Origin of the sequence: Bibersteinia trehalosi, from assembly GCF_004346205.1 — a bacterium.
Taxonomy (GTDB): Bacteria; Pseudomonadota; Gammaproteobacteria; order Enterobacterales; family Pasteurellaceae; genus Bibersteinia; species Bibersteinia trehalosi.
Genome location: NZ_SMAM01000005.1, coordinates 94,921 through 117,440 on the forward strand (window position 1 = coordinate 94,921; position 22,520 = coordinate 117,440).

A 22,520-nucleotide genomic window follows, 5' to 3' on the forward strand; every position below is an offset into this window, starting at 1 on the left:
CCACTTTTCTATTTTGAAGCATTTTATAGTGAGAAATTTGATCTACTTCTCAATTTTTACCTAATCCAATTGTTTTTCCTCGTCTACAAGATTAATCTTTGGAGCAAATTTCTGTTTTTATAAAAAATATTGGAGTTTTTATGTCAAGATTATCCAAAGAGCAGATTTTAGCCCAGATCCAACATGGGCTTATTGCCTCCTGCCAGCCTGTTGATAATGGTCCGATGGACAAACCAGAAATTGTAGCGGCAATGGCCGCTGCTTCGGTGGCAGGTGGGGCTGCAGGGCTACGCATTGAAGGCATTGAAAACCTAAAAGCAGCTCGAAAAGTCGTTAATGTTCCAATTATTGGCATTGTTAAGCGCGATTTGCCCGATAGCCCTGTACGGATTACACCATTTCTACAAGATATTGACGATCTCTATCACGCTGGTGCAGATATTATTGCCTTCGACGGCACAGATCGCATACGCCCAACAAGTATTGAAGCTTGTGTTAAACGCATTCAAGCATTAGGCATAATGTCGATGGCTGATTGCTCTAATTTTGCAGAAGGCATATATTGCCAGCAACTTGGCGTGGATCTCATCGGTAGTACAATGTCTGGCTATACCGGCGGTAAGATTCCTGTTGAACCCGATCTACAACTTGTACAAGATCTTGTTGCACAAGGTTGCCGCGTGATGGCGGAAGGACGCTATAACACACCAGAACTGGCAAAACTTGCAATAGAAAATGGGGCTTTTGCAGTCACAGTCGGATCAGCGCTTACCCGTTTAGAGCACATTGTCAGCTGGTTTGTCCGCGCCATTGAAAATCGTCAAAACTAATTTGCAAAAAAGGAAGCCAAAATGACCGCTTGTTTAGCCATTGATATTGGTGGCACTAAAATTGCAGCTGCATTGATCAACTTAGATACAACACATTGTGAAATTCAAGACCGCATTCAAATTCATACACCTCAAGCTCCCACAGCAGAAGCTCTTGAACAGGCACTTTGTCAAATCCTAAGACATTTTGAGGCTCGTTTCACACACATCGCCGTGGCTTCAACTGGGATTATACAAAATGGCATACTTACCGCGCTTAATCCTAAAAATCTCGGTAACCTCGCCTTTTTCCCACTCGAACAAAGCCTCAAAAAATACACTAACAAACCACTCTACTTACTTAATGATGCCCAAGCGGCAGCCTGTGCTGAATATCTACATAACAGCGATATAGAGAATTTTGCCTTTATTACGGTTTCTACCGGTGTTGGCGGCGGTGTTATTTTAAATCGCCAACTATTTACAGGCACAAATGGTGTCGCTGGACACATTGGGCATAGCCTTGCTGATCCAAATGGTGAAATGTGTGGCTGTGGTCGAAGAGGCTGTGTAGAGGCTATCGCTTCTGGTCGAGCCATTGCCCGAGAAGCAAGTAAATGGCATTCCCCCTGTGAACCACCTGAAGTATTTACCCGCTTCCAACAAGGTGATAAACAAGCGGTCGAATTAGTCGAAAAATCTGCAAAAGCGATAGCAAATCTCATTGCTGACTTGGCTATTAATCTTGATATTCAACGCATTGCGATTGGTGGGAGTATTGGCTTAGCAGAGGGCTATTTAGATTGTGTACAAAAATTTCTGGCACAAATGCCTGAAATTTATCGCCCTGAAATCACAACAGCTTACTATGCACAGGATGCGGGTTTAATTGGTGCAACTTGGTGGGCGAATAATTGTCATGCAACGATATAATACTTCGCTCACAGTCTTGAAACATTAGCTCCATGGCACAAATATCCGTGCTTGTATCCTAAAATATAAAGCTAACTAGTACAATTCAGGCTAAGTAAAAGGGCAGTGTTTGATCAGTTCCCCTGCCCTTTATTTAATGCTTAATTTCTAGTAGCCGTTCCTAATTTATTCCCAATCAAGAAGGCAATAAGTCCTATGCATAACGCTGGCACAATCGCATGGAAGCTAAAAATAGAAATTTTAAATGTTGTCATGATAATATAGCTCGCCAAACCTGCCAGCATTGAGCAAATTGCGCCTGTCGCATTCGCTTTTTTCCAGAATAGACCGAATACAATTACCCATAAGAAGGTTGCTTCTAGCCCACCTAATGAAAGTAAGTTTAGCCAAATTAGCATATCTGGCGGGTTAATTGCGGCAAAAATGAGTAGGATGCTAATGACCAGCGTCGTCAGCGTAGAGAATTTTTTAATTTTTTGCTCATTTTCAACCGCTTGTGGGCGCACCGCTAGGTAGAGATCTTTAATTAAAGTTGATGATGCTTGAATAAGCATTGAGTCAATCGAAGACATTATCGCAGCCATAGGTGCTGCAAGGAAAATCCCTGCAACGACAGGTGGCAATACTGCGAGCATAAGGCTTGGAATAACTTGGTCAGCAACTTTCAGTTCTGGTAAGACTGCTCGCCCTAAGCTACCTGCAAGATGCATACCAAACATCAAAATTGCCACCACAATAGTACCAATAATCAATGCGCGATGGAGTGCTTTGCTATCTTTATACGCCATGCTACGCACAACTAAATGCGGTAAGCCAATTAAACCAAAACAGACTAAAACCCAAAATGATGTCATAAAAGTAAAATCTAATGGGCGTTCATCAATGCCATAAGGAGTAATAAGCTGAGGATTAATTGCTTCAAGGCTATCTACTGCGTTGCTGATACCTCCTGCAGCATAAATGACACCACCGAGCAATAATAATGTACCAACCGTCATGACTAAGCCTTGAATAGTATCTGTAAGAACTACCGCTCGGAAGCCCCCAATAAAAGTATAAAGCCCTACAGTCAGCGCAAAAATTAAAATCGCACTTTGATAGGAGATCCCTAGAATAGTTTCCAGCAAACGTCCTGCACCAATAAATTGCACTGTCATCATCGCAAAGAAGGAGAGCAATAACGCAAGACTTGAGACCCAAACGACCCAGCGATTTTGATAACGTGCCATCAGAATATCATTAATTGTCACACTATTGGTTTTGCGGGCAAGAATGGCTAACTTTTTCCCCATAACGCCAAGAGTAAGCAATACTGCCGGAACTTGGATCATAGCAAGTAAGACCCAACCTAAGCCATATTTATAAGCCGCTCCAGGGCCGCCAATAAAAGAACTTGCACCGACATAAGTAGCCGCGGTAGTCATTGCTAGTACAAATCCCGACATTGAGCGCCCGCCAACATAATATTCGGACATAAAGCTACTTCCTTGACGTTGGCGGTAAGCATAGAATGCCACGCCAAATACAAAGAGCAAATAAACGACTAAAGGTAAGAGCATAGCATTATTCATTCTGTTTCCTCCAAATCAATTTCTTTAAAGTATTTTTTGATGACAATAGAAATCAACAAAATGAAAATCACAGGAACAAAAATACACGCTGCCTCAAACCAAAGCGGAAAACCAAATAGCCCGCGCTGTGCTGGTAAGAAATAAGCTGCAAGCCAGCCAAGTATATATAAGAGTGTGAGCCATAACGCCCAACGTGCTTCTTTGATGATTTGCGGATGATTCATCTGCATTCCTCCTTTTAGTTAAAAAATAGCCCCGCAAATGCAGGGCTGGACATGGGACTAATATTCCCATTCATCTGGATTGATCCCAAGCTCTCGCATTTGTGCTTTGGCTTCTTCTGGGATCTCATCATGTCGCTCTTTCATTAAATCGTCATCCGTTGGCAATGGCTGCCCCGTAAATGCGTGCAAAAAAGCTTCACATAACAACTCGCTGTTTGTAGCATGACGTAGATTACGAATTTGACGGCGGGTGCGTTCATTAGTTAGAATTTCTAGCACTTTAATCGGGATAGAAACTGTTATTTTTTTAACCTGCTCGCTTTTTTTACCATGCTCCGCATAGGGGCTGATATATTCACCATTCCAATCTGCCATGCTTTTTCCTACTCTAGTTACTAAAATCGGCTGGCATTCTAATCAAAATTTAGCCATCTTGCAATCTAGACGGCTGGATTTCCATTCTGCAAGCGCTTAATTTTGCTCTAAAATTTGCAAAATTTCCGTAGGGATTTGTTTGGGTTGCGGAATAAAAATCTGTTTATGCCGTTGCAACTCGCCTTTTTCTAGCCTAATACTGCTTTTAGGGACTTTGAATAGTTTGCTTAGATATTTCAATAAATGCGCATTTGCCGCCCCATCAACAGGTGGCGCAGTAATAGCAACTTTGAGTTCACTATCGTGTAAACCGATAATCTGATCTCGGCTGGCTTTGGGTTGTAAAAAAATCCGCAAACGTAAACCTTGCGGATTTTCACACATTTCGACCGCTTGCATATGCTTTCCTTATGCTAATACCCAAAGTCCGCCAAATACACGAAGCATAGCATTATTAAGCAATAGCAAACCGAAGCCAAGCACCATCACTGAAAAATCTAACATCCCCGTGCGCGGTAGCACTTTGCGGATTATCCCTAATACTGGCTCGGTGATTTGAGCAATGAGATAATCCAATGGATGATTGCCCTGTGTTACCCAGCTCATTAGCGCCCGAATTAATGTTGTATAAAACAGGATTTGCCCGAAAGTTTTCAAAATACTGAGTACACCAATAATGCCTGCACTCATTGGGTCGATACCTAAAATCAGAAATTGAATCGTCACAATAACACCGGCTAAAAAGATTGCGGCAAAATTAATGCGACGTACTGTTGGAATAAATTTACTGACAGGATCAACAATGGGTGAAGTCAGACGCAGAATAGTCTGTGAAATTGGCAAACGAATATCAACACGGCAATATTGTAACCATGCTCGCAAAATTAAAATGAAATTAAACAGCCCAATAACAAGGGCAAGAATAGGGGCGAGAAACTCCAAAATTCTACTCCTAAATAATTGCACAAGGGGCCTTAAAGCCCCTTGCTTTGCTTTTACTCATTAATTGGTAAATCCCACCAAATATCAAATAACGCACTCACTTCAATTTCAGTTAAGCCGTTATCTTCTAACCATTTTTGCACGAGTTGGCGATGAGATTCATCGCATTTACCCAATTTTTCTAGACAAACTAGACCTTCCCAGTGTAAGTAACCACTACCTTCATACGCTAAGCCGTTCGCTTTGATGACTTCATCAATAAAACGATCAACAGTGGCATCAATTTGATCAATACCTGTGCCATCTTTAAATTGGAATTTAACTAAAAAGCCTAATTCTTGGAATTCAGCTAAGTGCATTTTTTTACGCTGTCTGCGATTACGGATTGGTTGAGTCATTTTTCTTCTCCTATAGGAATTAAGTTCAGATTTATTCTAACACTATTTCTTCACAAAATAGAGATCCCAAACGCCATGTCCTAATTTATGCCCACGCGCTTCAAATTTGGTAAGCGGGCGAAAATCTGGACGCGGGATAAAATCATTAGTGGCCGACTGATTTTTTAGCTGTGGAAATTGGCGTAATACTTCCAACATATGTTCAGAATAGTTTTCCCAATCTGTTGCAAAATGCACAAAGCCGTTTGGCGTTAATTTCTCAATGACACGTTCAACAAAGGCAGGCTGCACTATGCGACGTTTATGGTGTTTCGCTTTTTGCCAAGGATCAGGGAAAAAGAGCTGTAAACCACCTAAGCTATTATCGGCAATGCTATCTCGTAAAATTTCAGTCGCATCGTGGCAAATCACACGCAAATTTTTTATCCCTTTTTCTAAGGCATAAGCAATACATGCACCGACACCCGGTGTATGAACTTCAATACCAATATAATTTTTATCAGGATTTGCCTCTGCCATTTCAACCAAGCTTTTCCCCATACCAAAACCGATTTCTAAGATAACAGGGCTTTCGTTGCCAAAAATCGTTTTAAAATCAAAAGGTGTCGCTTGGTAATCCAAGCCTAAATTTGCCCAGTTGTTGTTCATCATATCGCGTTGATAGTCGCTCAAGCGCCCCGTGCGTAATACAAAGCTACGTACTTTGCGCAAATAGCGACCATCTTCGGTAAATTCAGCTTGCTCAACAGTTTTACGTTTTTTATCGGCAAAGGTAATTTTTTCTGACATAGTAAATAAAATGTGAGAGGCGGAATTTCTTCCGCCTATTGTTAAGTGATTTTGTAAAATATTGAATAATTTCAAGCGCTTGTTAAAAACGAACGAGCGCTGATCCCCAAGTCCAACCGCCACCAAAAGCTTCAAGAAGGAGCAATTGTCCACGTTTAATACGTCCATCGCGGACAGCTTCATCCAGCGCCACCGGCACAGTTGCTGCACTGGTATTACCGTATTTTTCTACCGTCAGCACTACTTGTGACATATCCATGCCGAGTTTATCCGCGGTCGCTGAAATAATACGGATATTCGCTTGATGTGGAATTAACCAATCTAATTCGGATTTATCCAAATTATTTTCAGCCAAGGTTTCTTCGACAACATTCGCCAATTCTCGTACGGCTAATTTAAATGTTGCTTGTCCCTGCATTGAAATATAACCCGATTGATTATCTTGGCGATTTTCATTTGGTAGCACTAAAGCGCTAGTTTTATCGCTAGATGAGTGCAGATGAGTCGATAAAATCCCTTCCTGCTCACTTGCCTCTAAAATCACGGCACCTGCACCATCACCAAACAAAACAAGGGTGGTACGATCTTCTGGGTTTAATTTGCGTGAGTTAATATCAGCACCAACCACCAAGGCTTTTTTCACTTTGCCAGTTTTCACAAATTGATCTGCAATACCAAGGGCATATACAAAGCCGGTACAAGCAGCAGCAACATCAAAAGCAATGGCATCATCAATACCGAGCATACCTTGAATTTGGCAAGCAGCGCTTGGATAAGCATGCGAATTACTGGTCGTTGCTACCACAATTAAATCAATCTCTTGTGGATCTATGTTTGCCATTTCTAAGGCATTTTTTGCGGCTAAATAGCCTATACTCGAAACGGTCTCATCATCTGCTGCGATACGGCGTTCACGCATGCCCGAACGAGTAAAAATCCATTCATCACTGGTATCTACCATTTTTTCTAAATCCGCATTAGTGCGGATCTGAGCTGGCATGTAACTGCCAGTCGCTAAAATTCTGCTATTCATCTGTACTTCTCGTCAAAAATAATGATGCATATTATACGCAAAAAATGCTGGCCTTCCCACTATTGCGTAATCGAATGCCATTTTGGCATGTGAGAAACCACTGTTTCTGGCTAGAAATTTTGCGAACAAGATCACAAAACAAGCGGTTAGTTTTTAGGAATTTTTTGCAAAAAACGTTCCCAATTTGCTATCCCCTTGATTCCAAAAACTATTCTCATTATGCTTTCTTATTATTTATCTTTGGGAGAGTCTTATGCGTTTTACCTATTCCCCGATTTATCATCTTGTGCTCACCACACTCGCAAGTTATTCTACTTGCACTTTGGCAAATGAAAATGCCCCCGATAATAATGACATTGAAATGCTTGATACCATTGAGGTTGTCGCGGAAGTTCATTCTCACAATAATAAGCCACAACAATTGAGCGAAGCAGAAATCAAACGAACCCCCAAAGGCAATAGTACGATTAACAGCTTACTGCGAAAAAACGGCGCGATTCACTATTCTAATAATAGTAATAACTCCGTGAAAGGTGGAGAGATTGAACCTGAACTGGTCAGTTTTCATGGGGAACCATACTATAACAACTTATTCTTAATCGATGGTTTGTCTAACAACGATATTATCAACCCGGGGTATAGCAACGGCGGCTATAATTCGGTAGAAAACTCTTTTGAAACCGGTGCAAATTTATATCTTGCCCCAGGTTCTCCCGAATCTTTTCAAATTGATAGCGCTCTGCTGCGTAAAATCAGTATTTATGATAGTAATGTGCCAGCCAAATACACCAACTTCACTGGCGGGGTAGTTGATGCCGAACTCAAAGATGCCGATCCACAAAAGGCTAGCGGGCGGATTAGCTATCGAACTACGCGTGATCGTTGGACTTATTTCCATTTCAACCCTCAAGAATCTGAACAAATTGCCTATAACGATGCATTGAATAATATTCAGCCAGAATTTCGTAAACATATCTATAATCTAACTGCAAATCAGCCGTTAAGTGATAAAACTGCGCTATTGTTTTCTTACAATCGCACACAATCATTCATTCCTGAAAATCATTGGTTGCTCGGACAGCGAGTGGAAGAAAAACGTCTTGCCGAAACTTATATGTTAAAGGCAACACATTGGGCATCGGATAGCCATAAGCTCAACGCTAGTTTCATCTACTCTCCGCATAAAAATGTCTATTACGCGGATAATATAAAAAATGGACGTTATAGCACTTCAGGCGGCGGCTATCGGGCAGCATTAAGCTCTGAATTATTTATTGATCATTTCGGTCAAGTCAAAACCTCTCTAGACTATAGCTACCAGCGTAACCGTGTGAAATATGATACCAATGCACCTCGCTATATTTGGATCGGGAATATGCCAAATACGTCTCTGGATTGGTGTTCCTCTGTTTTGCGTAAAAATGGCGTGCCATATTGTGCATTCTCGCGTGAAGGAGGCCTAGGAGAGCTAAATACTGAAACGAAAACATGGACACTCAAACAAGATTACGAAATGCTCCCTATCGAAACCCAATGGGGAACGCATCAACTAGATTTTGGTTGGTCGGCTAGTTTGGCAAGAGCGACTTCCGCGCGCCCACATGATGCACGTTTTTACTATAATACCGATCCTAGAGCTGGAATCTCTCGTAACGATTGGGAAAGTGGTAAGATTGTAGTGCCTTCAGACTGTACCGATTGCTTGCCGAACGAACAATTCCAAACCATGTTAATTCGTTATCCACAATATTATGGCAAAGCACTAGTAAATAATTATAGCCTGTATTTTGATGATGAATGGACTTTTGGCGGTTGGGAATTACACCCTGCGATGAATGTCACCTATGATTCATTCTTAAAAAACCTTAACATTGCGCCTCGCTTTATGTTTAATTGGGATATCATCGGTGAGAAAAAATTCACCCTTTCAGGAGGCTTAAACCGCTACTACTCAGGGAATATTTTAGCCAATGCATTACGTTCTACTATTCCACCCGATGAATTGCACTATCGTAAAGCCGGTAACACAGAATATGAATTGTTAAATTACAATCGCTGGATACGTTATAACAATATTCGCCATCTCAAAACGCCATATAGTGATGAAGCTAACTTCGGTTTTAGCATGCAATTTTGGGATCAGCTCTTTAGTGCTAAATATGTTTATCGTCACGGGCAAAGACAATTTATGTCTTATACCGATCAAAATGATCTAATAACCCTGCCGAATGGCAAAACAGTCAAAGCAACCGTAATGAGCAATGATGGTGAAAACCACTCTAACAGTCTCACTTTTGTGCTGCGTAATATGCAACCTCTACGTTGGGGCGCACTAGAATTAAGCTATCAACTGGGTTTTAATTTACAGAAAATTAAGTCCAATAGCTTAACTGGTTATCTGAACAGCTCAAATAGCGAAGAAACCAGTATCAGCGATGACTCACAGACCCGTGGTGATTATTATATTTACAACGATCAAAGTTATGATGATTTTAATGCTATGCGAGGTGTACTACCAGCGCTTAACTTTGATGCCCGCTGGAATGCCTTTTTAGAAATTAACACGGATTTACCACAATATAATTTTAAATGGACACACTATCTTAACTATCGTCCAGGCTATACCTCACACGGTTTTAAACAAGGAATTTGTGGCGAAACTGTCTTTTCTAACGGCTGCCGTGCCGACGGAGATAAAGTCAGTGTTTACCGTACCGTCCAGCATAAAAAAGCCTTTGTGGTCGATTGGAGTTTCTTGTATGAAATACCATTGCCTAAAGCAACAAAATTAGAACTAAGCGTTGATGTGCTGAATGTATTTAACAGCCGAGTTGCAACCGCAAACACTAATTCAAAATTGCTTTCTTCTCGTAGCGATGCCGATAGTGTCTCTTATCAGCTAGGTCGCCAATACTGGTTTGGAGTAGCTTATAACTGGTAATACAAGCGGTACAAAATGGCAAAAAATTTACAAAACTGCGTATCGCAGTTAAACTGCACGCCTATTTTTTAACTGGAGATTGATCATGAAAAAATTAGCAATGATGGCAACAGCCTTTCTTTCTGTATCTACTTTCGCTGCCCCAGTCGGTGAAACTTTTACTGGTGTAGGTGTTGGGCTTGATCTCACCACCGTTAAATACAAAAATAGCAACTTAAAGGGCAAGCAGGCCACTGGTGCTAACTTTGTGCTGGATTATGCGCTTGATTATGGCAATAACGTACTTGGTATTGTAGAAGGGAAAGCAAAACTAGGCAGTAGCAAAATCTTTAATGATACCAAACAAAAAAATCAATTCAGCCTAGGCTATGCACAGGGTTATCGTGTCTTACCTGATTTACTACCATACGTTAAAGCAAATTACAGCTTAAGCAAAGTCGGGGATATTGGCACATTCAAAGGTTTTGGTTATGGCGCGGGGGCAAAATATGCCATATCAAACGACATTGAAGTGGGTGCAGAGTATCTGCGTAGCAACTTAAAATACCATGGCAATAAATTAAAAGGCAATGCATTTTCTGCCACTGCAGCATATCGTTTCTAAATACATTCTCAAGGCGAGAGCAACTAAGCTACTCGCCTTTTTAGTACCACAAAAAATCAGCAGTTATTTTATTGGGAACGATCCTTTCTTGAGAATAACTTGCATTCCGTTTGAAATTATTTTGCATCAGCGTAAAATTGTCTGCGATTATTACAAGCATCAAAGGAATATCTCGTATGAAATCAAAAATCACCTTAGCTATATCTATACTTCTTACAATGGGCATCACTGCATGTTCTGGGGGTAGTTCGACAGGTGCCATTCCTCAGCAAATTCAAGCAGGAGCTAACTCAGCAACAACCACAGATAACAACGCTGCTTTAGCAGAGCTACAAACAAAATTAGAACAAGCTCAACAAGCTGCAGAAAGTGCGCAAGCCAAGTTAAACAGCTTACAAGCAGAATTAGCTGAGCAAAAAGAAAATAGTAGTGCACTACAGGCGCAATTAGAGGATGCACAAGCTGCTAAATTAGCCGCAAATCAAACCGTTATTGAATTGCAAAATAAAATGTTAGATTTACAAAAACAGCTTGCCAGTAGTGAACAAGAAAAACAACGTATTGCCGAAGAAGAAGCGCGCTTAAAAGAAGCACAAGCCAAACTCGAAGCAGAAAAACAGCAAGCTGAAGCTGATAAACAAAAAGCGACAGAAGAAACCGCTCGCTTACTATTAGAAAAAGCAACTAATTACGTCCTTGGCGATACTTCTGTGAGCAAAACCGAGCTGGCTCAAGCATTAGCAGAAGGTACGGTATTGCAAAAGCAAGCCATGACGGAAAACAAAAATATTAACAGTTTAATTGGCGCTAATGCTAAATTGCCGGCAGGTACACTACTCACCACTACAGCCAATAACTATGGTGGGTATGCGGTAGTTCGTGAAAATTATTCGGAAAGTATTGGCGGTGGTAACTCGCCATTTAACCATTTTGTGGCATTAGCGAAAACAGCAACGACAGATAAGGCTGCTGTGGTAGATGCGACTTATAAAGGCAGTGCAGCATTCTCCACGATGAATTACATAACCTTAATGGAAAAAACCAACCAAGGTGAATATCAATATGAGCTAACACTCAATGTCAAAGATAACCACATCAGTGGTGGCATTGTAAATACAAACGCAGCCAATATGGCAAAACGAGCAGAGCTTGGTCAAGCAGCAGAAATAATTAGCTTCAAAAATAGTGAAATTAAAATTACGGACGATATGGTTGGCTTTAGCGGTGATGCTCAATTTAACTATGGGTATGGTTTCCTACCTAACGCCAAAGGTGACGGCAGCGGTACTTACCAAGGTATTTTTACCGGTGAGCATGCTGAAGGGGTTACTGGCACATTTAGTACCAACAATACTGCCCAAGATAGTTCCGTACAAGGTGCATTTACAGGGACTAAGTAGCATAATAAAAGCCAATCAGTAGATTGGCTTTTGCATTTTTTACACAAATTTAATCCGCTTGTTCACTCAGTTCTTCAGGAACATCGCCCAATAGCCCTGCGTAACGAAGCGTACTAGGGCTGGATTCTAATGCAATTTTTAATGCCATGGTCAGGGGTACGGAAAGTAACATGCCGACAGTACCGAGTAACCACCCCCAAAAGAGCAAAGAAAGGAATACCACCAAGGTCGAAAGCCCCAAGCGTCTGCCCATCATACGGGGCTCAATCACATTGCCAATCAGCATATTTATTGCAACTACCCCAATCAGCACACCAAAACCGATTGAAAACCCATTGAGTAGCAATGCTTGCACCACAATCGGTACACCCGCGATAAAAGAGCCGATATTGGGAATGTAATTAAATAAAAAACTTAAGGTTGCCCACAATACTGCGTATTGCACCCCGAAGATTTCAAGCAATATCCAAATAGCAATTCCGGTAGTCAAACTAATGACTGTTTTCACACCAAGGTAATTAATGATGCCTTGCAATACACGATCAATATGGTTCTCCTTGGCATTAATACTCTGCCCACGCCCACCTAATGCAACAGCCAATTTATGTTTTGCTGTTGGAGCTTCAAATAACATAAACACAACCACTAACAGCAAAATCAGAATATTGGTGACCACGCTTGAAAAGCTTAATAACAAGCGGCTAACAAAATTCATAATAATGCTCGGGTCAAACAGATCTAAAATTTGCTCACGCGATAGGGCAAGCGGGATATCCCAACGTTGTGCCAGCTGCATTAAGGTAGTTAAACGCTCTAAGAGTAAGAGTTTATATTGAGGAATCGAGGCGCTAAACTCGCGCACAGCACTATTGACTAAACCGGCTAAAAACATAAACACCGTACCAAACAGTACAAGAAGTAGAGAGATTGCCAGCCAAAGCGGGATTTTCCGCGCAGTCATTGCTTGAATAATCGGAGAACAGATGATCGCAATAAATAGCGAGAGTAAGAAAGGGATCACTATTTCAGATGCCAATTTTACGCCAGCTAAAATAATCACGATTGCAGCCATCGCCACAAAAACACGGGTTAAAGAAGTTTGTTGCATATAGAATATTAAATAAGCAGGAGATCTTTGCACATTTTTTACAAAAATCGACCGCTTGTAAACTATTTATATTCAGTATGATACTGCTTTTTAAGCTGGTTTAACTTACTTGCAAGCGCTTTCGCTTCCTCAAGTTTACCCTGCCCCGCCAACTCATAGGCTGTCATGACGATATCAATCACTTCATCCATCGCCTTTTGGTAACCTTCAAAACGCTCAGGCTCATCAATCAGGCTTCTTGGCATTTTTTCACGAGCTTCATTTGCGGCTTTAACAAAATCTGTTGCACTTTGTTGGAAAGCTTCTACTGAAGTGGCATTAATCAAACCACCAACTTGACGATTCATTTGAAACATTTCCATCGATACATTCGCGCTAGCAAAACTTGCTAGACCTAACATCAATAAAGCAAAAAGCTGTCTTAATTTCATCATACACTCCAACATAACAAAAAGCGTAGACTTCTGCCTACGCTTTAAATCATTCGTAATTAAAATTAACCTTGATATTTTTGGAACACTAAGCAGGCGTTAGTACCACCAAAACCAAAGCTATTTGACATCACTGTTGTGAGCGCTTTATCTTGGCGCTCGGTGACAATATTCAAACCTTCGGCTTGTTCATCTAGAGTCTCAATATTGATACTTGGTGCAATAAAGCCGTGTTCTAACATCAACAATGAATAAATAGCTTCATGCGCACCTGCTGCACCTAGTGAGTGCCCTGTCATTGATTTAGTTGATGAAATTGCAGGTTTCTGCTCACCAAATACATTGCGAATCGCGCCTAACTCTTTCACATCACCCACAGGTGTTGAAGTACCATGCACATTGATGTACTCAATTTCACCATTAACCGTTGCTAAGGCTTGGCGCATACAACGCTCTGCACCTTCACCGCTCGGTGCAACCATGTCATAACCGTCAGAGGTCGCACCATAACCAACAATTTCAGCATAAATTTTAGCTCCGCGCGCTAAGGCATGCTCAAGCTCTTCTACAACAACAACTGCACCGCCGCCAGCAATCACAAAACCGTCACGATTAGCATCATAAGCACGGCTTGCTTTGCTTGGAGTATCATTATATTTAGTTGAAACTGCACCCATTGCATCAAATTCTGTTGCACATTCCCAAGAAAGTTCTTCCGCACCACCTGCGAAAACAACATCTTGCTTACCTAATTGGATCAGCTCCATGGCATGCCCAATACAGTGTGCTGAAGTCGCACAAGCAGAACTAATAGAGTAGTTCACGCCTTTGATTTTATATGGTGTTGCTAAACAAGCAGACACACTTGATGCCATGGTTTTAGTTACTGCATAAGGCCCCACAGCTTTTACGCCTCGTGGACCACGAACTGCATCACATGCCACTAATTGGCTATGTGCAGAACCTGTTCCTGCGCCAATCACCAAGCCGGTACGTTCATGAGAAACCTGTTCTTCGGTTAAACCAGAATCAGCAATGGCTTCTTTCATTGACAAATACGCGTAAGCTGCTGCATCCCCCATGAAACGATACACTTTACGATCGATAAGTTCCGCTGGGTTTAATTTGATTGTTCCTGCAACTTGGCTACGCATACCAACTTCAGCGAATTCTGGTACAAATTCAATCCCTGATTTACCCGCCTTGAGAGATTCCAACACTTCTTGTTTGTTGTTACCAATACTTGAAATCACGCCTAAGCCTGTGATCACCACTCTTTTCATTCTGGATATCCTTTCTTAAAGATTAAAAACTTAGCTATTCTACCCGATTTTCCGCCCAGCCTGAACCGATAAATGGTCACAAGCGGGCAGATCCGAGCAGTTTTTTACCAAATTTGAATACGTTGATTAATCGGTTTAAACATTGCATCCCCCTGTTTAGTTGCGAATGCATTGTGAAAACCATGAATATTTAGAATTGGGGCAAACGCACGAAATTGCCCAGGTGCATGAGGATCACTTTTTACTTGGTGAGTAAGCGCTTGTACCGTAGCTTTGTTGCGCCATGAGCGTGTCCAGCTCATAAAAAATCGTTGATCTTGGGTTAGATTTTCAATCAATGGTACTTGCCCATGATCTTGCTCATACAGTTTTAAAGCATCATAAGCAATGCTCAAACCACCTAAATCAGCAATATTTTCACCTAAGGTAAAGCGGCCATTCACAAACACTTTTGGGGCAACTTCAAATTGGTTAAATTGCTCAACTAATTGATCGGCAAGTTTTTCAAATTTTTGACGATCTTCTGTTGTCCACCAATCAGTAAGATTGCCATCACCATCAAATTTTGAGCCACTATCATCAAAACCATGGGTAATTTCATGCCCAATAATCGCCCCTATAGCACCAAAATTTACCGCAGGATCTGCATGAATATCATATAGTGGCGCTTGTAAAATCCCAGCAGGGAAGACAATACGATTCATCAATGGGCTATAAGAAGCATTGACTACTTGCGGCAACATGCCCCATTCGTATAAATCTACTGGCTTTCCAACTTTGCGTAAAGCATCCTGATAGTTCCATTTTGCAATTTCTTGCAAATTTTGATAAAGATTACCGCCTTGCTCTGTTGTTTTCAAACTCAACTGGCTGTAGTCTTTCCATTTATTTGGATAGCCCACTTCTACAATAAATTTATCTAATTTCGTTTTCGCTTTCTGCTTAGTGGTTTCTGACATCCAAGCTAAATTATCAATCCGTTGATGATAAGCTTTAACCAAATAACCAGCCATTTCATTTAAATCTTGTTTAGCTCTTACAGGGAAAAACTTGTCCACATAGAATTGCGCAAACTCTTGTCCAATTTGCCCGTTAATCAAACTCAATGCCCGCTTTTCTAGTGAACGCTGCTGTTGCTGTCCCACTAATTTTTTGCCAAAAAAAGTAAAACTGGCATCGTCTAGCGCTTTATTTAAATAAGGCGCGGCATCAGAAATTGTCCGAAAACGTAAATAATCTTTGATCACCGCTAAATTTTGCAAATTAATCAAAGAATCAAACCGCTTGATCCAGCGAGGCTCCCATACAATCACCTCATCCGTTTCTACCCCCACAGCATGTAAATAATCAGCAAGGTTAATATTTTTGCTTAGTGTAGCCAATTCATCCATAGAGTAAGGGTTATAGCGTTTTTCAATATCGCGACCTTCTTCATTTGTGAATAAACTTTGCGCAATTAGCTTCTCAAAAGCAACTATCGCTTTGGCTTTTTGCGTTGCCTGTTTTTCACCAATAAAACGCAGCATTTGTGCAATATAGTCTTGATAGAGCTTGAGCGTCTGTCGATTTTCCGGTGTATCTTTTTGATAGTAATCATTGCTTAAAACTAAATCTTGATTACTAAAATAGATAGCGTTTTGGCGCGAATTTTTGAGATGTGCAAATACCGACCAGCCAAATAGCATTTCGTTACCTTGTTTGGTCTCCTCAATGAGGTAATGATTTAAATCCGCCAATGTTTTAATTTGGTCGATTTTTGCCAACTCGGACTGAATTGGGGCAAGCCCTAATTGTTCTCTAGTTTCTAAATCGGTATAAGTTTGATAGAGTGCATTTAAACGCATAGCACGCGGATCTTTTGCAAATTTTGGCTCAGAAATCACCGCTTGTAACAACGTAATAGCGCGTTTTTCATTAATTTCATTCAACTCGGCTAACGTCCCCCACGAGGTACGATCAGCCGGAATTTGAGCACTTTCTTGCCACTTACCATTTACATAACGATAAAAATCATGCTGTGGAGCAACATTGTCATCCATACCTTCAGTTAATGTACTTTGATATGTTTTTGTGCCATGACAAGCGCTCAAGACTGCCAATGAAATGAGGGAAATGAATAATTTTTTCATGCTTGCTCCTATAACAAGCGCACCATTATCACCGCATAGTTGTAAAATGATCGTGATCGTAGCGCGCTTAAATTTAGATTTTCTCTTCAATTAAACTTACCAGTAACTTGATATGATCAGCTTTCGCATTTAATGCTTCAATATAACGATAGCTTTCCCCACCTGCATGGATAAAGTTTTCTTTATTTTCTTCGGCAATTTCTTCAATTGTTTCAAGGCAATCTGCCGCAAATCCAGGGCAAATCACCGCCACCTTTTTCACCCCTTCGAGAGGAAAGTGCATTAATGTTTCATCAGTATACGGTTGTAGCCAAACTTCATCGCCAAAGCGAGATTGAAACGACATAAACCACTGCTTTTCATGCAATCCCAATTCTTTTGCCACTAGCTTAGCCGTGGTTTGACAATGTTCAGGGTAACAATCGCCTTCCGCCGCATAACGCTGCGGAATACCATGGAATGAAAAGAGTAATAACTCATCTTCTGCTAATTGCACGCTATTGGCTAAGGCTTTAATGTAAAGTGGGTGATTGTGGTAATTATGAATAAATTCAAACGGCACCATTTTCTTATGCTGCGCTTGTCCTCGGGCAAAAGCATCAAACACCGAAGCAGTCGTGCTTGAGCTGTATTGAGGATAAAGCGGTAATACAATGATTCTCTCAACATTTTGCTGTAACAGATTGGAAACCGCGCTTTCAATGCTTGGAGAGCCATAACTCATACCTAATTCCACCACAACATCTTTGCCTTTAGCATGAAAATAAGTTTGGAGAGATCTTTGCTGTTGGCGGGAAATAGCTAACAATGGTGAGCCCTGCTCTGTCCAGATACCTTTGTAAGCTTTTGCTACTTTCGGCGAACGTTTAGGTAAAACAAAAAGATTTAAGATAAGCTGCCATTTCAATTTAGGCAGATCAATAACTCGAGGATCACTCAAAAATTGCTTAAGATAGCGTTTAACCGCTGGCGTGGTAGGCTCATCTGGCGTACCTAAATTCGCTAACAGTACACCAATTCTTTCATTTCTCATGCTAGAAATTCCTTATAATTGCTATTCACAAACCTATTATAGTGAATTTCCAGCAAGCAGGCTATTTATCAAAATAAGCTTAATATGCGCCTTTCTTTGTTATAAGAATAGTCATTGTCTTAAATAAAATCACTACATCATTCCAAAGTGACCAATTTTTTACGTACCACGTATCAAAATAAACTCGTTTAGCATAATCTACATCATTCCGACCACTCACTTGCCACAGACCGGTCATTCCAGGTTTTGCCATTAAATAATACTCCACCTCATCGTGATAGCGGGCAAGCTCTTCTTTAACGACAGGACGAGGACCAACTAGGCTCATATCTCCCTTTAGCACATTCCATAGCTGAGGTAGCTCATCTAGACTCGTACGGCGTAAGAAATATCCAATAGGAGTTATTCTTGGATCATCTTTTAATTTAAAATCTCGCTCCCACTCTGCTTTTGCAAGCGGGTCATTTCTCAATAAATTTTGCAAAACCTCTTCAGAATTTAGCACCATTGTGCGGAATTTTAAACAAGAAAATATTTTGCCATTTTGCCCAATACGCTTATGCTCATAAATCGCTTTGCCACCATCTTGACGAATTTTTACCGCTAACCATACAAATAGTGGAGCAAGAATAACTAAACCAACACTAGATAAAACAATATCTACACTACGTTTAATTAAGCGAGAAGAACGCTTTGCAAGGTTATGATTAATACGAAGCAAAATCACATCATAGCTAAATAAAAAAGACATATCTGTGCTATAAAGTGGCAACCCACGCAAGCTTGGAATCACGGAGACAGAGCGATAATTCTGTTTAGAAAGATAGCGTAACCATTTATCCCTCTCTTCTACATCATTATCATCTAGTGCAATAATAAATTGATCCGATTTATCGCTAACTAATTTCCACAGACCCTTTTCAAAATTCTGGATAACGGGAATACCTAGTTTTGAAAGCTCAATTGATGGCTTATCTGAAACAAAATATTTTACATTCAAACCTAAATAAGGTTCACTTTGCAATGCGCGATAAGCATCTATTGCATTTTCACCACCGCCTATGATGATTGTTTTTTTCAGATAGAATTTTCGCTTAATTAGCCACTTTTTCAAATAAATCCGCCCAAGTGGTACTAAAATGAAAGAGATTAACCAAACCATTGCCCATAAATAACGAGAAAAATAGAGCTTAGAGAAGCCAATAATTGCCAATTCCATAACAGCAAGAATAAGCAAGGTACGTAAGATCTCTTTAAGTTCAAACCAGAAGGGTTTACGATAGGTGTAATGACGTAGGCGTAGCCAGAACCATAGTACACCAAAACAGACTAACGAAAAATGAATTGCTAGCCTATCTGAAACTTCATTTAAAGGCACATAGGTTTCAAAATCATTCGATATATAAAATAAAAGTATAATGCTTAACAGCAATGACAAGGTAAAAAAACAAAGATCTGTGAGTGCTAAAATATATTTTGAATAAATTTGCTTTTTCATCGTATTTTTATACCCACTATCATTTCCATTCCCAATAAAAACCATGCATGCTTAACTTCTGCCTCCAAGTAGAAGGAAGTTTTTTCCAATGTAAACCTAGCTTGAATCCAATATATTTACAAAGGGTTGAACAGAATGCTTTAGGTAACCAAAGCGGTGCATTTCTAGCTAAATAGCCTAATTCAGAACAGACAAATTTTTTACCTTCACTACTAGCGTTACCAAATTGCCGCCCAATCCACGGCTCACAAGCTTGGAAAACCCCCGTATCAAAATAACGCTGAAACTCTTGTTTAAGAGTATAATTGTGAGAATGCTGCACAACAGCTTTTGCACAATAAGCAACTTTAAAGCCAGCTAAAATCATTTTAGCACTTAAATACATATCTTCAGCAAGAATGGTATTTCTGGGAAAACCACCTAACTGCTTAAAAACACTTTTACGATACGCAGCAAAAGAATTTGACATAAATACCGTTTTGATACCTAAATCAGCAATATCCTCTTTTGTTTTTATTCGACTTTCAGACGGATAATTAAACAACCGTGCGTGAGCAGCCAACGGATTGGCATCGGAGTGTGGAAGCTGTCGTCCACAAACTGCTGCCACTTGAGGATCTTCAAACGGTTTAAGTAAGTTTTCTAACGCATTCTCATCGGCAAGTAGTGCATCTTGAGTCATAAACACCAAAATCTCACACTGCGGATCAGCAAACTGTACTGCTAAATCCCGAGTTCCACCGTGATTAAAATCTAATTTTGCAATTTTATGCACAAAAAAGCCCGCTTGCTTAGCAAGCATGGCGGTATTGTCTGTAGATGACGAATCAATCACAATTACTTTATTTGCTTTCAGCGATTGTGATTGATAACGATTGATCCAAGTTTTCCAAAGAGAACCCGCATTGTAAGTTGGAATAATTAAATTAAATGCTATCATTACACTTTATGATTAAAATTCTTTATCTTCTCAGACAATTTTCTTTCACTTGTTTTAATCATTTCTGAATAAATAGAATTATTCGCACCCCATAATGTTGAATGTAAATCTTCTTTATGTCCGACTAAATATGGGTTAGTCGTAATTGTTATACATTCCACAGTATTTTCGATAAAACGATCTACCGCATTTTCTTCAACATTATGATTTTTTTCATCCCAAGCCAATAATTTAGGATAAAACTTCTCTGAATAAATATTGAAGACCATACTTGTCATTTTATCAAGGTGAATATAGGCATTACCGTTACTATTTTCTATAGTTAATATTTTTACATTACTATGTAAATCAGCAATCAATCCTGAAAAAACATCCCAATCATTCTTACTATTCAAGTAGTCCTTAATTTGGCTATATTTCTGTTCAAAGCCTTGTTTAAACTCAACATCATCTTCACAAATCGTAATTTGTTTTATTTTTTGTTCTTGAGCTTTTTTAAGCATAAACTTATAGCTCATTCCACAACCAATCCAGCCTTTTTTATGCCTCAACCCCGGGAATAACTGAATGTTATAGTGGTTATCTTTTTCGAAATCAGTAACACGATCTACTGATTCAGGTAATCCTAAACAGATAAAGTCAGTATCAAAATGAATATGGCGACCAGCAATTTCATAGAATTTTTCAAAGTCAATCCAATCATTTGCTAGCATAAAACGCATAAAATAATACTCAAACCAATTCGGAGATTGATTTAAATAATCAATATTAAATCGAATCTGTTCTTTACGTTTTTCATCATTTTTAAGCCAAAAGTCAACTCTCTCACACATAGCATCAACATCGCCAACTTCAATGAAATCAATACATTTTTGCATATCTTTATGTTTATCAATATCTGAACTTGTTTCTGAAACTATTAGCTTATTCAAAGAAAGACACTCATATAAACGGGTTGTTTCTAACAAAGCCCCTTCATAATAATGAATATTCACAATAACTTTTGCCTTATTTAGCTCTTTATAAAGCTCCTCTCCAAAAACATCTTTAACTATTTTTACTTTAAATTTCTTAGATAGATTTTCAATAAATTTCTTACGACGTTCATTATTTATATCCCCATAAAATAAAACATCATACTCTTCTTTATCTGAACTTATATAATCTTCTGCGTAATAAGCATTATAAGCTAAAGGCATAAAATAAATTTGTTGATAATATAATCCTTTAGATTGTAAAAACTTGATATTTTCTAAAGAATAATCAAAGATGGCATAAGAATTCTCTAACGTACGAATATAATTATCTGTAAACCAGCGAGAGCTGACTGATTGTTCTAATTGAAAGGCAATATAAACGCTCGGTAACTCATCAAACATCTGTGGGCAGATAACAAAATGTATACCATCACCAAATCCATTTACAGGCTTACCATAAACAATATCAGAGGATATATTTAATTTGTTCAAATTTTCCTGAATTAATTTCGCTATGAAAAAACAATGCTTTGTTGTTAAGATATAAATCTGTCTCTGTTTATGTAGTTCAAATACAGCTTTATTTACTGATACACGATTATTCACATCTCTAGTAATATTTAACACTTTATTAATTGCATACTTAACACCGTATTTTTTAGTCGCAATAATTCCTTTCTTAATAAGGCTAGGCTCTTTAGCAATTCTAGATAATAATGAAAGAGATTTTTTTATGATCTTCATCATTATTCTTAGCGGTCTTGTTATTTTCCAAGAAAGACTATTTTCAAATAAAGCAATTGTTGCTCTCAAAGATCGTACATCAGCATGCAGATTAGCATTAACTTGTGCTAATAATTCTACTTTATGCCCTAAGGTAATAATTTCTTCTTGTTTAGATCTTACCTCTATTTCAAACTCTTTTTTCTTTTGTTGATAACTATGCTTTAGTAATCTATTATTTTGATTGCTATGCATAAACTTCTCTTTTAAATTAGAAATCTCTTCATATTTATCTTTTAATTGTGATATTAAATACATTTCCATATCAGAATTAGACTTAGGCAAATTTTGTTTTTCCATTTAAATAACCTTGGATATA

Annotated in this window: 21 protein-coding genes; 5 read left to right on the plus strand and 16 right to left on the minus strand. The window is 39.4% G+C overall.

Translation table 11 applies throughout. From position 1 onward, the window contains the following. Positions 1-140: 140 nt before the first annotated feature. Entirely contained in the window at positions 141-830 is a 690-nt protein-coding gene (locus tag EDC51_RS06385) for an N-acetylmannosamine-6-phosphate 2-epimerase (protein WP_025266756.1), read from the plus strand. Between the two features lie 21 nt (positions 831-851). After that, positions 852-1,742 (plus strand): N-acetylmannosamine kinase, encoded by an 891-nt coding sequence (locus EDC51_RS06390; RefSeq protein WP_131928481.1) that lies wholly within the window; start codon positions 852-854, stop codon positions 1,740-1,742. A 140-nt stretch (positions 1,743-1,882) separates the two neighbouring features. On the opposite strand, the gene panF is transcribed toward EDC51_RS06390, so the two are convergent. The 8 genes from panF to EDC51_RS06430 all read right to left on the minus strand — a co-directional run bounded on the left by panF (position 1,883) and on the right by EDC51_RS06430 (position 7,074). Continuing rightward, positions 1,883-3,313 (minus strand): sodium/pantothenate symporter, encoded by a 1,431-nt coding sequence (panF, locus tag EDC51_RS06395; protein ID WP_131928482.1) that lies wholly within the window; start codon positions 3,311-3,313, stop codon positions 1,883-1,885. Beyond that, on the minus strand, positions 3,310-3,543 hold the full coding sequence (locus EDC51_RS06400) for a YhdT family protein (RefSeq protein ID WP_409360073.1): 234 nt from the start codon (positions 3,541-3,543) through the stop codon (positions 3,310-3,312). Before EDC51_RS06400 ends, panF begins: the two co-directional genes overlap by 4 nt. 51 nt (positions 3,544-3,594) lie before the next feature. After that, positions 3,595-3,912, minus strand: coding sequence for a met regulon transcriptional regulator MetJ (gene metJ / locus EDC51_RS06405; RefSeq protein WP_015433322.1), 318 nt, complete (start codon positions 3,910-3,912; stop codon positions 3,595-3,597). Positions 3,913-4,008: 96 nt separating this feature from the next. Continuing rightward, a complete protein-coding gene (yggU, locus tag EDC51_RS06410; protein WP_015433323.1) occupies positions 4,009-4,311 on the minus strand; it encodes a DUF167 family protein YggU in 303 nt (100 codons plus the stop codon). A gap of 9 nt (positions 4,312-4,320) precedes the next feature. Further along, positions 4,321-4,854, minus strand: coding sequence for a YggT family protein (locus EDC51_RS06415; RefSeq protein WP_015433324.1), 534 nt, complete (start codon positions 4,852-4,854; stop codon positions 4,321-4,323). Positions 4,855-4,907: 53 nt separating this feature from the next. Continuing rightward, on the minus strand, positions 4,908-5,252 hold the full coding sequence (locus EDC51_RS06420; RefSeq protein WP_025266754.1) for a YggL family protein: 345 nt from the start codon (positions 5,250-5,252) through the stop codon (positions 4,908-4,910). Between the two features lie 42 nt (positions 5,253-5,294). Beyond that, positions 5,295-6,041: a tRNA (guanosine(46)-N7)-methyltransferase TrmB gene (trmB, locus tag EDC51_RS06425; RefSeq protein ID WP_131928483.1), complete on the minus strand. Its 747-nt coding sequence runs from the start codon at positions 6,039-6,041 to the stop codon at positions 5,295-5,297. An 82-nt stretch (positions 6,042-6,123) separates the two neighbouring features. Beyond that, entirely contained in the window at positions 6,124-7,074 is a 951-nt protein-coding gene (locus tag EDC51_RS06430) for a beta-ketoacyl-ACP synthase III (protein WP_025266753.1), read from the minus strand. Between the two features lie 253 nt (positions 7,075-7,327). Here EDC51_RS06430 and EDC51_RS06435 point away from each other — a divergent pair, with 253 nt between their 5' ends. The 3 genes from EDC51_RS06435 to EDC51_RS06445 all read left to right on the plus strand — a co-directional run bounded on the left by EDC51_RS06435 (position 7,328) and on the right by EDC51_RS06445 (position 12,019). Continuing rightward, positions 7,328-10,015 carry a TonB-dependent receptor gene (locus tag EDC51_RS06435; RefSeq protein ID WP_131928484.1) on the plus strand — a complete coding sequence of 896 codons (2,688 nt, stop codon included), beginning with the start codon at positions 7,328-7,330 and terminating at the stop codon, positions 10,013-10,015. Positions 10,016-10,100: 85 nt separating this feature from the next. After that, positions 10,101-10,619: a porin family protein gene (locus EDC51_RS06440; RefSeq protein ID WP_131928485.1), complete on the plus strand. Its 519-nt coding sequence runs from the start codon at positions 10,101-10,103 to the stop codon at positions 10,617-10,619. A 176-nt stretch (positions 10,620-10,795) separates the two neighbouring features. Next, positions 10,796-12,019 carry a hypothetical protein gene (locus EDC51_RS06445; RefSeq protein ID WP_131928486.1) on the plus strand — a complete coding sequence of 408 codons (1,224 nt, stop codon included), beginning with the start codon at positions 10,796-10,798 and terminating at the stop codon, positions 12,017-12,019. 49 nt (positions 12,020-12,068) lie between these two features. Here the strand turns inward: EDC51_RS06445 and EDC51_RS06450 are convergent, their stop codons facing one another. The 8 genes from EDC51_RS06450 to EDC51_RS06485 all read right to left on the minus strand — a co-directional run bounded on the left by EDC51_RS06450 (position 12,069) and on the right by EDC51_RS06485 (position 22,501). Next, positions 12,069-13,127, minus strand: coding sequence for an AI-2E family transporter (locus EDC51_RS06450; protein WP_131928487.1), 1,059 nt, complete (start codon positions 13,125-13,127; stop codon positions 12,069-12,071). 62 nt (positions 13,128-13,189) lie between these two features. Beyond that, positions 13,190-13,561 (minus strand): cytochrome b562, encoded by a 372-nt coding sequence (locus tag EDC51_RS06455; RefSeq protein WP_025266751.1) that lies wholly within the window; start codon positions 13,559-13,561, stop codon positions 13,190-13,192. A gap of 62 nt (positions 13,562-13,623) precedes the next feature. Further along, positions 13,624-14,841: a beta-ketoacyl-ACP synthase I gene (fabB, locus tag EDC51_RS06460; protein WP_015433333.1), complete on the minus strand. Its 1,218-nt coding sequence runs from the start codon at positions 14,839-14,841 to the stop codon at positions 13,624-13,626. Positions 14,842-14,945: 104 nt separating this feature from the next. Continuing rightward, positions 14,946-16,970: a M13 family metallopeptidase gene (locus tag EDC51_RS06465; RefSeq protein ID WP_131928488.1), complete on the minus strand. Its 2,025-nt coding sequence runs from the start codon at positions 16,968-16,970 to the stop codon at positions 14,946-14,948. Between the two features lie 73 nt (positions 16,971-17,043). After that, positions 17,044-18,003 carry a ferrochelatase gene (gene hemH, locus EDC51_RS06470; protein ID WP_131928489.1) on the minus strand — a complete coding sequence of 320 codons (960 nt, stop codon included), beginning with the start codon at positions 18,001-18,003 and terminating at the stop codon, positions 17,044-17,046. Positions 18,004-18,082: 79 nt separating this feature from the next. Next, positions 18,083-19,501, minus strand: coding sequence for an undecaprenyl-phosphate galactose phosphotransferase WbaP (gene wbaP, locus EDC51_RS06475; RefSeq protein ID WP_131928490.1), 1,419 nt, complete (start codon positions 19,499-19,501; stop codon positions 18,083-18,085). 19 nt (positions 19,502-19,520) lie between these two features. Then, positions 19,521-20,441: a glycosyltransferase family 2 protein gene (locus EDC51_RS06480; RefSeq protein ID WP_015433337.1), complete on the minus strand. Its 921-nt coding sequence runs from the start codon at positions 20,439-20,441 to the stop codon at positions 19,521-19,523. Next, positions 20,441-22,501, minus strand: a complete 2,061-nt coding sequence (locus tag EDC51_RS06485) for a glycosyltransferase family 25 protein (RefSeq protein ID WP_131928491.1) — start codon at positions 22,499-22,501, stop codon at positions 20,441-20,443. The genes EDC51_RS06480 and EDC51_RS06485 overlap by 1 nt, the downstream gene beginning before the upstream one ends. Between the last annotated feature and the right edge of the window lie 19 nt (positions 22,502-22,520).